We start from the raw sequence: 12,306 nt of genomic DNA, 5'->3' as shown, positions 1-12,306 counted from the left end.
AATTTCTTCCATAGAGGTATTTTGAAATGTAGTAAAAGCCTTATCTATCAAACCAGGCTTGAAAAAAGCTCGTAAAGCTAGCCAGTTCTCTAAACGTTAAGAACTAGCTACAATACAGCATTTACAACACTTCATGGTTCACACCATTTAATTGAAAGTTATTTAAATTAGATGACAATTTGTTTTTTGAAGAAGTGGGAAAACATTGATTTTAAGCGAATTTTGAATCATATTTGAATGGGAGTTTTTAAAACCAGGTTTCGGTGGTAAAAGTGCCAAACTGGATTCTCCATAGTAGAATGATATTACCTGCCAGCAAATCATCTGCTAATAATTCCATATTTCTTTTTGGGAACAGGCTTTGGATTTAGGAGTCAAGCATCCAAATCACGTTCAGGAGAGATGAGGGGCTTGATTTGGTGGTCTTTATAAAGTGTTTCTACAATAGCATTCATGACATTCTCTTTCTGATGTTTCTTTAAAAAAATAACAAATTTCTAAAAGGTTTAAGAATTTTATAGTCTGTCAAGTTTTTTTCTTGACACCTGCAAGAAATCTGATATAATAGAACATGTGCTAAATAGCTCAGCTATTTCACCGAAATAAAAATAAGAAAAGAGATATTAAAAATGGCAGTTAAAATCCGTTTGACTCGTATGGGTTCTAAGAAAAAACCTTTCTACCGTATCAACGTAGCAGATTCACGTTCACCACGTGACGGACGTTTCATCGAAACAGTTGGAACTTACAACCCACTTGTTGCTGAAAACCAAGTAACTTTGAAAGAAGATCGCGTTCTTGCATGGTTGGCTGATGGAGCTCAACCTTCAGATACAGTTCGCAACATCCTTTCAAAAGAAGGTGTATTGAAGAAATTCCACGATTCTAAATTCTCAAAATAAGTTTAAAGTAGGTTGACAGATGGATACGATTGAAAATCTCATTATTGCGATTGTGAAACCCTTGATTTCACAACCAGATGCCTTAACTATCAAGATTGAAGATACACCAGAGTTTTTGGAATATCATTTGGATCTTGATCAAAGTGATGTGGGTCGTGTAATCGGTCGTAAGGGTCGCACTATTTCTGCGATAAGAACGATTGTATACTCTGTCCCAACTGAAGACAAAAAAGTAAGAATCGTTATTGACGAAAAATAAGAAGGGCGGGACGAATGTCTCGCTTTTTTTGCAAGGAGCAGGATATGAAGGATTTAACGTTTAGACAATTACAAGACTACCTACTGGAACATTACCAGCAGTCTCGGACTGAGGAAGGTCTCTTTATCAAGTTAGTGGAGGAAGTCGGAGAAGTTGCTGAGGTTTTAAATGGACGCTCTGGTCGAAAAGAAGGAGTTCAAGATTCGAACGAGGAACTAGCAAAAGAACTGGCTGATATTATTCACTACACTGTCGCAATTGCGGCCATCAACCATATTGATCTTATCAAGACCATTTTTGAAAAAGATAAAAAGGTGGCTATCAAATATCAGCGTGAACGAGATTTGGAAGGGTTTTTGAAGGGGAACATCTAAGACGATAAGAAATCAATTTTTTACTAATAAAGAAGGTATTAGTAAATATAAGAAAGATAAAGCAAGGAAAATAGTGGATTATACTATCAAAGTAAGGAATCTCCAAGAGGTAGACAAGCTATAACTTGTGAGACAAGAACGAGAAAAGCAGATCAGCCTAGCTGCCTCCTTTATAGGCAACGAGAAAGAATTTATCAGCTTGAAAGAGTGATAGAAGTTATAAAATACTAATCCTAGAAATAGCATCTAGCATTTTACTATGCTACAATGGAAAGATAGTCTCAAAGAATTCTAGTTGATCTATCTTGAGAATAGCTATTTTTAAAAGGAGTAACAGTCTATGAACGAGAAAACAAAAGCTTACCTAGCAGCCCAATGTCATTAAGTTAGTGATCTAACTACTTGAATAGGAGGTGTGATTGAGATCATCAAAGTGATTCTCTATCCTATCTTCTATTTTTTTGCATAACAAATAAAGGTTTTTTTACCCTATTTTTTGAGATTTATGTTACTCTATAGATGAAATCAACTACCGATTGGGCCTTTATCTTTCTTGGATATTTTCGATTCGGTCGAATAATAGATAACTGTTTCTTGAGGTAGTTTTTCAACTGGAGAGAAGAAAGGGAACAGTTAAAAAACAAACGGCAGGCATAAGCCGCATCTGAGAAACACACTTTATATCTTTGTTTTTTACGACTACTGTCGATGGCAACTTGCGAGATTACCCAACGACAAAAGTTAAAATTTGTAAAGCGAGCAAAGATTTCTTGGAGAATCCCTTCCTTCTTTTTTGCATGAAAATTGACCAAGCCAACACTGTATTTCAGGTCACGAAAACTAGTCTCTATGCCCCATCTGCTGGCGTAGAGATTTTTTAATTCTTGGATTGAATAGTCTGTATTTGTCACTAAAGTTTCGTATTTTCCTTCGTCCACTTCTAAACGCACCATACGAAAAGGAAGCTCATAGAGTACTACAGGATCCTGTTTTTGACTTGTTTCTGGAAGAAAATCAAAAGTAGAATTGTGTGGAATAAAATGATAGTCATTGGGAAAATCACGATAAAGTTTTTTGAGCTGATTGGTTTGCTTTCGTGATAATGTTAGAGAAAATGTTTGATCAAAACACTCCGTATTTGGCAAGTTGAAGGAGGAACGCATGGATTGTTTTCCATCTCGAATACGGATGATATAAAGCCAACCTTTTTCTTGAAAATGAGCCATAAGATTGTAACTTTCATAGCCTCTATCCATGATAACAAGAGCTTTATCGAAAGGGAGAGCCTCCATCATCTGAATCAGAGCTAAGCGCTCATGTTGTGCATGTTGGTCTTGAATAAAAACATCTCTATACACTCCAGTCGTCAAGTCGTATAGGGCATTTATATGCATGAGATTATAGGATTTAACATCCGTTTGGGTTTGGATAGAGGTTTTTGTATCCATGGGATTTCGAGGAATACAGATATCACTCCCATCTGCAGCGAATATTGGAAAATCAGTATTAAGTGGAATAGGTACTGTAAATTCTTTAAATAGGGCATAGAACGCTTCAGGTTTTATCTGATAGCGTCTTTGAACAAAGGCTGAATTTGAAACTGTCAGTCTGGCAACTAGTAATTCTTTTGACAAGGATTTTCCTCCCATTCCCAGAATGGTACGAATCATAGTTTCTAGTGATAAACTTCTTTTACGAGTAAAGGCCTGTTCATCTTGTTTGACGAACTCAACTTTTTGACCAATGATACTCTGAATACTATTATTCAAGTGGGATTTTATCTGTTTTATCATGGGAAATCCCTCCTTAACTATAAGTTTATCACATAAAAAAAGAAACCCAAATACAGAATTGTATTTGAATTTCTTAACTTAATGACATTGACCTAGCAGCCTTATCCTTTTCAGCAATCATTGGATTTTCTTTTTTATTTACTAAGATTGCTTTAGGTTATGCTAGTCCTCTCACAAACTTAGCGCATCGCTATACAATCGCAGCTTTAGTAATGGTCGTTCTTCATCAAACCAAACTTATCAAAGTGAGTTTAAGTAGAAAAGATATTCTTTCTATTCTTCCTATGAGTTTTTTCTATCCTCTTCTCTTTTTTATTTTTCAATCCTTTGCTTTAAAGTATATATCGTCTTCTGAAGCTGGAATTTTACAGGCTCTTGTCCCGATTTTTACGCTCCTTTTAGCATCGGTCTTTCTCAAGGAAAAGACAAGCTTGCTTCAAAAGTTCTTTTTATTTTTATCCGTAGCAGGAGTAGTTTTCATCTTCCTTAGTAAAGGAGCTAACTTTGGTACTGAGACTGCTAGCTTTGGCTTTCTTTTGATGTTGGGATCTGTTCTCGCAAATGCGATAAACAATATTCTCAGCAAGTCCACAGGAGGTCGCTATCGGGCCATGGATATGACAGCTGTTGTGATATTTGTTGGCTTCGTCACCTTTAATACACTGAGTCTGACCTCTCACTATCTAGAGGGGAACATATTAGCTTACTTTGCGCCACTTGGACAGGTGTCTTATTTGCTTTCAATTTTTTATTTGGGAATTTTAGCCTCTATCGTTACTGGTAGTCTCTCTATCTATGCTATTGTTCGACTTGGAGCATCAACCGTCAGTGTCTTTGGCAATCTTGGAACAGTTTTGACCATTCTAGCCGGAGCCCTTATACTCCACGAACCAATTTATAGCTACCATTTGATCGGAGCCACTATGATTATTGCTGGAATTTTAGGCATGAATCTGATGAGAAAAAAGTAAAGATTGCTGAGCAGTCTTTTTCTTAATCCAAGTCATTCAGAAAATTCAAAAATTTTAATGTGATCAAGTTTAGAACACGATGATTTCAATATAGCATGATAAAATAGATAAAAAGAATGACACTAGGATAAAGAGGAGAGAGTTTAGAAATGAAGCAAAATGATATAGCTGAAGTTATTGCTTTTTATAACAGAAAACCTGAGACTTTGGTACGTCACATTATACCAGTTTTAGATTGTGACTTGGCTGTTTATCATCGCCCTGGAAGCTCAAGTAAAGGACACATTATTTTTTATCATGGAGCTTGTGGCCGTAGTCAGATGTGGGCCCACCAGTATGATGATTTTGATGGATTTGACCTCTACTTTGTCAATGTTCGAGGACAGGGTGAATCACCTATGAAAGTTGGTTTACCTGACTTAGAAGGTGCTGTTCAAGATGTAGATGCTATTTTGTCCTATTTCCAGTTGGATAAGGTGATATTGGTTGGTCATTCTTGGGGAGGGAATCCACTTCAAGAGTACACCTATCGCCATCCAGAAAGAGTTCTAGCCTTGGTCATGGTAGATAGTTGGGGACAGCATCGATACCTATCAGATAAAGAGAGAAATCGCATAAAATATAGTTCTCTTATGTATAAAACGGTTCCTTGGAAGGTGATTGCAGACAAGAACTCAAAAATGTGTACAGATAATCCTATCACAAGAGAATTAGTCAAGACGGCCATTATAGAAACTGGGAGAGATGTTTTCTTGAATCTTGGAATCACAGGTTTCTTAGCTGTCCATGAGATAGAGGGTTATCATGAAAATCCTCCTATGCTTTTAGTAAGAGGAGAAAATGATTTTCCCAAACACCTAAAAATGATCTACGATGGTATCATTGCCTTAAATCCCAATGCGCGTCAAGTAACGATTTCAGATAGTAAACACCAACCGATGAATGATCATCCTGAAGAGTTTAATCAGATAATTGGTGAATTCTTTGAAGAAGTAGTAGCTCTGTAAGATGAGATTTATCCAACTTGAGAAAATCCTTGGAACGTGTTAAAATAAAGGATAGAAATAGAGTACAGGAGACAAGATGAACTACTTTAATGTTGGGAAAATCGTCAATACGCAGGGGTTGCAGGGTGAGATGCGAGTCTTGTCTGTGACGGATTTTGCAGAAGAACGGTTTAAAAAAGGTACTGAGCTGGCCTTGTTTGATGAAAAAGATCAGTTTGTCCAAACAGTGACCATCGCTAGTCATCGTAAACAGAAGAACTTTGACATTATTAAATTCAAAGACATGTATCATATCAATGCCATTGAAAAGTACAAGGGATACAGTCTCAAGGTAGCTGAGGAAGATTTAAACGATTTAGATGATGGTGAATTCTACTATCACGAGATTATCGGTTTAGAAGTCTATGAGGGAGATAACTTGGTTGGAACCATCAAGGAAATCCTGCAACCAGGTGCCAACGATGTCTGGGTGGTCAAGCGAAAAGGTAAACGTGACTTGCTCTTGCCTTATATCCCACCAGTGGTTCTCAATGTTGATATTCCGAATAACCGCGTCGATGTGGAAATCTTAGAAGGGTTAGACGATGAAGATTGATATTTTAACCCTTTTTCCAGAGATGTTTTCTCCGCTAGAGCACTCAATCGTTGGAAAGGCTCGAGAAAAGGGGCTCTTGGATATCCAGTATCATAATTTTCGAGAAAATGCTGAAAAGGCCCGCCATGTCGACGATGAGCCCTACGGAGGCGGTCAGGGGATGTTGCTCCGAGCCCAACCCATTTTCGATGCCTTTGATGCTATTGAAAAGAAAAATCCGCGCGTCATTCTCCTAGATCCAGCTGGCAAGCAGTTTGATCAGGCTTATGCTGAGGATTTGGCTCAGGAAGAGGAACTGATCTTTATCTGCGGTCACTACGAAGGTTATGATGAGCGCATCAAGACCTTGGTAACAGATGAGATTTCTCTAGGTGATTATGTCTTAACTGGAGGAGAATTGGCGGCCATGACCATGATTGATGCGACGGTTCGCCTGATTCCAGAAGTGATTGGTAAGGAGTCCAGTCACCAAGATGATAGTTTTTCTTCAGGTCTTCTTGAATATCCTCAGTACACACGCCCTTATGATTATCGAGGCATGGTTGTGCCAGATGTTCTGATGAGCGGGCACCATGAAAAGATTCGTCAGTGGCGACTGTATGAGAGTTTAAAGAAAACCTACGAGCGCAGACCGGATTTGCTTGAAAATTATAAATTGACAGCAGAAGAAGAAAAAATGCTGGCAGAAATCAAAGAAAACAAAGAATAAAGGAGAAACCTATGCAAGTAATCAAACGTGATGGAGAAATTGCTGAATTTAATCCAGATAAGATTTACCAAGCTATCTTAAAGGCAGCCCAGACTGTCTATGTATTGACAGATGATTTGCGTCAAAACCTTGCACAAGTCACTAAGAAAGTGGTTTTGGATTTGGAAGAAGCCAAGGTGGAACGCGCCACTATCAGCATGATTCAGTCTATGGTTGAACATCGTTTACTGGGTGCAGGTTACATTACTATTGCAGAACACTACATTTCCTATCGTCTGCAACGTGACTTGGAAAGAAGTGGTTATGGAGATCATATCGCGGTTCATTTACATTTTGAACAAGTTCGCTAATAAAAAAGAGTGGGATGAAGCAACTACATCTCACTCTTTCTTAAATCTATTTTTTTGGGCTGTTTGGACGGTTGAAGGGACAAATCGTAGGCGTTGAATATCGCTTATGCGGATAATACGGGTCACATTTTTGGCAAAATTTTTCACGATAATTTGTTGGCGTTGCTGATCGTGTTTGATGATGTCACCTGTAAAGCTTGCCTCAGACAAGATAAGGTGAACAGCGGTTTGTTTCTGGATAGCCTCTTCAATAGTGGCTGTAAGGGAGTTGCTTTCAGTATGGTCTGGTTCTTCATGTCCATTTAAAAAATCATGTATTTTATCTAGAACTTGCTGGAATTTATGTCTCATATTGGCCTCCCTTCTTTTATATCAATATTATATAAAATTTTCCTAAAATCTACAAGATTTTACGAATAATCAAATGAAAGCTAAAAAAGGAGAAGAAAATGGCAGAATTTACATTTGAAATTGAAGAGCACTTGTTGACTCTTTCTGAAAACGAAAAAGGTTGGACCAAGGAAATCAACCGTGTGAGCTTTAATGGTGCTCCTGCAAAGTTTGATATTCGTGCTTGGAGTCCAGATCATACTAAAATGGGTAAAGGAATTACTCTCTCCAATGAAGAATTTCAAACAATGGTGGATGCTTTTAAAGGTAACTAAGTTTTCAAAATGAAAGAAAAGGATATTGAGTCATAATAACTCGATATCCTTTTTTAGTTAGCAAAGTAAGACTGATTTTTAAGGCGTTGAAGTAGGGGACGGCTAATAAAACTAATAGCTAGAAGTTTACCAAGATCTGGAATGATAAAGGGAAGAACTCCCACAGCAAGAGCTTTTTCAAATGCCATTCCAGCTAGGAAATGTAAGCTGAGAATCCCGCCGACAAAGACAAGGGCATCACCCAAGAGGTTTGCAAGAAAAATCTTGACAATACCACTCTTGCTGTTGGTTAGAGAGGAAGTCAGTCCAGAGTAAACGAGATAAAACCAAAGATAGCCTGCAGTGGGGCCAACTAAAGCCTGAAAACCAGCTCCACCTCCTGCAAAAACAGGAAGACCGATAGCACCTAGAAGAAGATAGAGTCCAACAGAAAGCACAGCCTCTCTCGGTCTAAAGACAGTAGCAATCAAGCCGATTGCCAAGTTTTGCAGAGTGAAGGGAACAGGTCCAATTGGAAGACTGATTTGTGCCAAAACAGCAATGAGAGCAGCTCCAATAGCAGGGATGGCATAAACGTGAGCTTTTTTCAAAATAGTTAACCTCTTTTCTGATGTATAGTAACAATTATACTCGTAGGAGAATTATTGTCAACTAATTTTTAAAAACAAGGTAACAGAAACTGTAACAGCCGATTTGATTGACAAGAGAAATTTGATAATTGTTTTTTATCGATTTGTAAATCAGTTTTATATATAGATAATCCCATTTTATACATAAAAAATATACTATAAATACTTGACAAACTAAAAAATAAGTGCTACATTAATAAATGTAAACGGATACATTTATATGTGTTCAATTTTAAAAGGAGGGATAGTTATGAGATATTTTAACGACTCTAGATACCATAACGGTGATTAAAAACCTAAATATAATCAATTCATATTAAAGTAATATGGATGGACTAAAAAGGGGACTGTTGCTTATTCTTCATCAAATATTTTAATTAAAGGAGAAGTAAAATGAAAAAAAGAATTAACAAGAAAGCATCTGTTTTTCTAGTCGCAAGTGTTTTAAGTTTTAGCTTTGCTACTGTAGCTAGTATTGTTAGTGCAACTACAGCACACCCTGCTCCAAGTCCCATTATTGATGTATGGGAATATGGTGTAAATGATAACTCTGGTTATTCGAATTACTTTGTTAGTTCTCCAGATAATATTGGTTCAAAATCTTCAGTAACGAATTTTTGGGGAACAGTTAAAGCTCAGGATAAACAAGATTATGGATGGGCATATTCAAGTGCTACAAAATCTTGGAGCGATGTTCGATTAAATGCATATTGGGATTATTATAGATTTTAAAAATAATTTATGAAAACAAGAGACCCAATTATAAAATAGGGTCTCTTGTAATATGGTAATTGCTTATGAAATTAAAATTATGTATCATTGGATTCTTCTTCTGTTTGATTGCTGCAATTGGTTGGGTCACTATTAGCGATACAGAAATGCCCATACCTTTACCAATTGATGGTGCTTTTTCTATTCAAGGAAAAAGCAATCTTTCAAATAACGAAATATACGAAATGGTTCGTGATTTATCAAAATCGGAAAAGGTTACCATTTACAAGCCCATCGTTCAGAGTTCGGGTCAGTTGAGGTATGTAAATTTTGATGATGTAAATAATGAACAATTAAAGTCAACACCAATAATAGGGATGTATTACACCCTTGGGAAAATGGATATAGATAGTTTGAAACCACTTACGATGACGGGGTTGCAAACAGTATATATGGCTTATCCTTGGTATATAGGAGGAATCTTACAATTTACTGGAACTTTAAGAATACTGTTAATGGGTTCAATTTACTTAACTTTATTAGTTGTGTTATTTGTTGTTAGAACGAAGCAGATTAAAGAAGGAGTGATACGACGTTCTTTGGGATTGCCTGTATACGATCTAAGAAGAGATTATGGTATTTCTCTTATTTTTGAACTGATTATGATGGCTTTATTGATGATTTCTTACAGTTCTTTTTTGGGAAATGGTTTCTTCACCTATAGTTCTAAGTTATTTTTCTCTCTGATTTTAACGAATTTTATACTATTTCAAATCATTGATCTCATCACCTTTGTTTTATTTTGGTTGACGATTCAGGTTGAAAAGCCTATTGAAATTATTAAAAACAAGGCAAAAAATAAACTTATTTTTGTCGTATGGCTTGCCATTATTTCGATTATTATCCTTATCTCAGGAGTTTTTTTACAAGAAACAAAGAGTAGTCAATCCAGTATTAACATTCAGATACAGAATTTAGTACCATGGGACACAGTAAAAGACTGGAGAAGGATTGAGTTCCTTGGAATTGAAAGTAACTCTACTAAAAATGGAGAAGTTAATGATTCGGATGGTCAGTATCTACAGATAGCTGCTTCCTTAAAAAACTTAGATTATTTATATATAGATCGATCCTCAGCATATGTTCCAGATTTCATGAAAACTTCACATGTTATGGAAAATTTTTCTAAACAATTAGAAAATGACGGAATAACGAATCCAGAAATAAATAAAGAGTTGATTTATATCAATCAAACAGGTGCTAACCTACAAAATAAAGTGAATGGAACAAACTATCATCTTTTAGATAATAAGATAGCAACCATCTATATTCCTGAGAAATGGAAAGAAAATCAGAAATCTATTGAGAATACAGTTGTAGCAGAACAATTTATTGGAACAAACTATACAAAAGAAGAAATTGCAGTACAAATAATTCCTGATGGTGATAAAATTTTTTATTTCAATGAAGATGCTGATGATAATCATAAAATGAAAGAGCTTTTACCAATGGCAAGTGTAGCAGATAGCACAGATAACATTGTTGTTGTGTTAGATACGGACAAAATGATTGAAAACAACAAGTTTTCTTTGGCTAGTAATATAACAACTAAGTCTCTTTTTAGTCCTGAGGCGGTAAATAAAATAAATGAAATGGCTACCCAGTTGAATGTTTCAATGAATCCAGTAGATGTTTACCAAATTGTGAAATTAAAGATCCAGTCCTTAGAGCACCAAATTCTACTTTCACAAATTTTGCAGAAGATAATTTACAGTATTGTCTTTATACTCATTTATCAATATGTCCAACTTTATATTACCCTAAAACAGAATGAATATGTGAAGAAAATCATTTTAGGTCTGTCAAAAAAATATATAGCAATTTCAAGTCTCAAGTATTTTATGATGACTATTACAATCGTTATCCTATTTACATTTCTTATGACAGGTCAAATAGAGTTGCTATATATTGGTCTTGCTTCTCTGCTCGTTTTGATGTTGTCAATAATCATGAGTTTTAGAAAATTATCTGAAAGCTACACTAAAATTTTAAAAGGAGATGAAACATGACAATTGACCTTTTGAACGTTTCAAAAAGTTTCGGCTCAAAAAAGATCTTTACAGACTTAAATTTAAAATTTGAATCTGGAAAAAGTTATGCATTGATTGGAGGTTCTGGCTCTGGTAAAAGTACCCTTCTTAATATTATAGGAAGATTAGAAAAAATTGACAGTGGGAATGTTTTAGTTGATAAACAAGATATTTGGAAGATAAAAGAAAGAACTTTTTTTAAAAATACTGTTGGATATGTATTTCAGAATTATTCTTTAATAGATAACAAAACAGTATATGATAATTTGAAACTTATCACTAAAGACAAAAAAACAATAACTGATGTACTTGAAAAAGTAGGACTGTCAAGTGACTATTTACATCAAAAAATATATGAATTGTCTGGAGGGCAGGCTCAACGTGTAGCTATTGCCAGAATGTTAATGAAACCACGTAAAATTATCTTAGCAGATGAGCCTACAGGAGCTTTAGATGGTGAGATTGGAAAAGAAATTATTCGTTTATTATTGAATGAAAGAGATGAAGATAAATATGTCATTATAGCGACGCATGATCCAGCTGTCTATAACGAAGTTGATGTGATCATTGATATGAAAGATATAGGGGATAATGTATGAAAAAGATAATTTATATTGCTTTGATCTTTGTAGCTGGAATGCTTGCCATTTTCTTCTTTGGAAAACAAATGATCACAAAAGAAAATACCAATAAACCAACACTGGAGTTAATAGTCTATACGCTTTCTTCTAGTGATACAGAAAAATGGAATAAAGTGAAACAAGTAGAAACGGAAGAAGCTACATATATCATAACTGTGAAAGAAGTAGCGTCTTCAGAAGAAGTATTTTCAAACATCATTGCAAATGGAGCTGCTGCGGGGTTCGGAGTTCGTGAAGAAGAAGTGAAGCAATTTAATAATAATTTAGGAGACACTATTGAGGACTCTAAGCATAATAAACTCATTGGAATAGAATTTTTTACTTTTTCTAATGCTGACGAGGGATTTGTAGTAGCAAATTTTGACTACGGTAGTGAAGAGTTGAATTCTCAGAAAAAAGATATGAAAGAGTTATATAAAAAAATATATGAATCTTTTAAAGAAAAGAATAAATGATTGTGTTATAATCCTTATATTTTGTTATGGTTTGTTAATTGATTTTTGCATATCTTATTTCAACATACTATAAAATAAAACATAAGAAAACGAGTATCTCCAACTACGGCAATACTCGATTTTTGATATTTAGAAGTGTTTTTTGCTCTGCTTCT

General features: G+C 35.4%; 16 protein-coding genes and 1 pseudogene. 13 read left to right on the top strand and 4 right to left on the bottom strand.

Annotated elements, in window-relative coordinates; all coding sequences use genetic code 11:
* Positions 1-247: 247 nt before the first annotated feature.
* Positions 248-455, bottom strand: a pseudogene (locus tag O3636_RS03690) (hypothetical protein).
* A gap of 174 nt (positions 456-629) precedes the next feature.
* Here O3636_RS03690 and rpsP point away from each other — a divergent pair.
* The 3 genes from rpsP to O3636_RS03675 are packed head-to-tail and all read left to right on the top strand — an operon-like array spanning position 630 to position 1,535.
* The gene (rpsP, locus tag O3636_RS03685) at positions 630-902 is read left to right on the top strand and encodes a 30S ribosomal protein S16 (protein ID WP_000268760.1); all 273 of its coding nucleotides are present in this window, start codon (positions 630-632) and stop codon (positions 900-902) included.
* Positions 903-921: 19 nt separating this feature from the next.
* Positions 922-1,161 (top strand): RNA-binding protein KphA, encoded by a 240-nt coding sequence (gene kphA / locus O3636_RS03680; protein ID WP_000379617.1) that lies wholly within the window; start codon positions 922-924, stop codon positions 1,159-1,161.
* Between the two features lie 44 nt (positions 1,162-1,205).
* Entirely contained in the window at positions 1,206-1,535 is a 330-nt protein-coding gene (locus tag O3636_RS03675) for a MazG nucleotide pyrophosphohydrolase domain-containing protein (RefSeq protein WP_004236133.1), read from the top strand.
* A gap of 503 nt (positions 1,536-2,038) precedes the next feature.
* Here O3636_RS03675 and O3636_RS03670 read toward each other — a convergent pair.
* Positions 2,039-3,328 carry an IS4 family transposase gene (locus O3636_RS03670; RefSeq protein ID WP_371641775.1) on the bottom strand — a complete coding sequence of 430 codons (1,290 nt, stop codon included), beginning with the start codon at positions 3,326-3,328 and terminating at the stop codon, positions 2,039-2,041.
* A gap of 86 nt (positions 3,329-3,414) precedes the next feature.
* On the opposite strand from O3636_RS03670, the gene O3636_RS03665 reads away from it, so the two are divergent.
* The 5 genes from O3636_RS03665 to O3636_RS03645 all read left to right on the top strand — a co-directional run bounded on the left by O3636_RS03665 (position 3,415) and on the right by O3636_RS03645 (position 6,960).
* Positions 3,415-4,299, top strand: coding sequence for a DMT family transporter (locus O3636_RS03665; RefSeq protein ID WP_029690289.1), 885 nt, complete (start codon positions 3,415-3,417; stop codon positions 4,297-4,299).
* A gap of 149 nt (positions 4,300-4,448) precedes the next feature.
* Positions 4,449-5,306, top strand: a complete 858-nt coding sequence (locus O3636_RS03660; protein ID WP_371641773.1) for an alpha/beta fold hydrolase — start codon at positions 4,449-4,451, stop codon at positions 5,304-5,306.
* 76 nt (positions 5,307-5,382) lie between these two features.
* Positions 5,383-5,901: a ribosome maturation factor RimM gene (gene rimM / locus O3636_RS03655; RefSeq protein ID WP_061590089.1), complete on the top strand. Its 519-nt coding sequence runs from the start codon at positions 5,383-5,385 to the stop codon at positions 5,899-5,901.
* Positions 5,891-6,610, top strand: a complete 720-nt coding sequence (gene trmD, locus O3636_RS03650) for a tRNA (guanosine(37)-N1)-methyltransferase TrmD (protein ID WP_371641770.1) — start codon at positions 5,891-5,893, stop codon at positions 6,608-6,610. Before rimM ends, trmD begins: the two co-directional genes overlap by 11 nt.
* 11 nt (positions 6,611-6,621) lie before the next feature.
* Complete coding sequence (locus O3636_RS03645) at positions 6,622-6,960, top strand: ATP cone domain-containing protein (RefSeq protein WP_001196041.1); 339 nt, start codon at positions 6,622-6,624, stop codon at positions 6,958-6,960.
* 30 nt (positions 6,961-6,990) lie between these two features.
* On the opposite strand, the gene O3636_RS03640 is transcribed toward O3636_RS03645, so the two are convergent.
* A complete protein-coding gene (locus tag O3636_RS03640) occupies positions 6,991-7,311 on the bottom strand; it encodes a hypothetical protein (protein ID WP_371641768.1) in 321 nt (106 codons plus the stop codon).
* A 98-nt stretch (positions 7,312-7,409) separates the two neighbouring features.
* On the opposite strand from O3636_RS03640, the gene O3636_RS03635 reads away from it, so the two are divergent.
* A complete protein-coding gene (locus O3636_RS03635; RefSeq protein WP_000807422.1) occupies positions 7,410-7,625 on the top strand; it encodes a YdbC family protein in 216 nt (71 codons plus the stop codon).
* A 53-nt stretch (positions 7,626-7,678) separates the two neighbouring features.
* Here O3636_RS03635 and O3636_RS03630 read toward each other — a convergent pair whose 3' ends face one another.
* Complete coding sequence (locus O3636_RS03630) at positions 7,679-8,215, bottom strand: biotin transporter BioY (RefSeq protein ID WP_371641766.1); 537 nt, start codon at positions 8,213-8,215, stop codon at positions 7,679-7,681.
* Positions 8,216-8,647: 432 nt separating this feature from the next.
* Between O3636_RS03630 and O3636_RS03625 the strand changes: the two genes are divergently transcribed.
* The 4 genes from O3636_RS03625 to O3636_RS03610 all read left to right on the top strand — a co-directional run bounded on the left by O3636_RS03625 (position 8,648) and on the right by O3636_RS03610 (position 12,151).
* Complete coding sequence (locus O3636_RS03625; RefSeq protein WP_000746106.1) at positions 8,648-8,986, top strand: hypothetical protein; 339 nt, start codon at positions 8,648-8,650, stop codon at positions 8,984-8,986.
* 65 nt (positions 8,987-9,051) lie between these two features.
* Complete coding sequence (locus tag O3636_RS03620) at positions 9,052-11,034, top strand: ABC transporter permease (RefSeq protein ID WP_371641764.1); 1,983 nt, start codon at positions 9,052-9,054, stop codon at positions 11,032-11,034.
* On the top strand, positions 11,031-11,654 hold the full coding sequence (locus tag O3636_RS03615) for an ATP-binding cassette domain-containing protein (RefSeq protein ID WP_000151033.1): 624 nt from the start codon (positions 11,031-11,033) through the stop codon (positions 11,652-11,654). The genes O3636_RS03620 and O3636_RS03615 overlap by 4 nt, the downstream gene beginning before the upstream one ends.
* Entirely contained in the window at positions 11,651-12,151 is a 501-nt protein-coding gene (locus tag O3636_RS03610) for a hypothetical protein (RefSeq protein WP_000721122.1), read from the top strand. The genes O3636_RS03615 and O3636_RS03610 overlap by 4 nt, the downstream gene beginning before the upstream one ends.
* Positions 12,152-12,306 lie beyond the last annotated feature (155 nt).

The organism is Streptococcus sp. 27098_8_76 (assembly GCF_041432315.1).
Lineage (GTDB): Bacteria > Bacillota > Bacilli > Lactobacillales > Streptococcaceae > Streptococcus.
The sequence above is the reverse complement of the archived record's forward strand: the minus strand, read 5'-3'. Positions and strand labels throughout refer to the sequence as shown.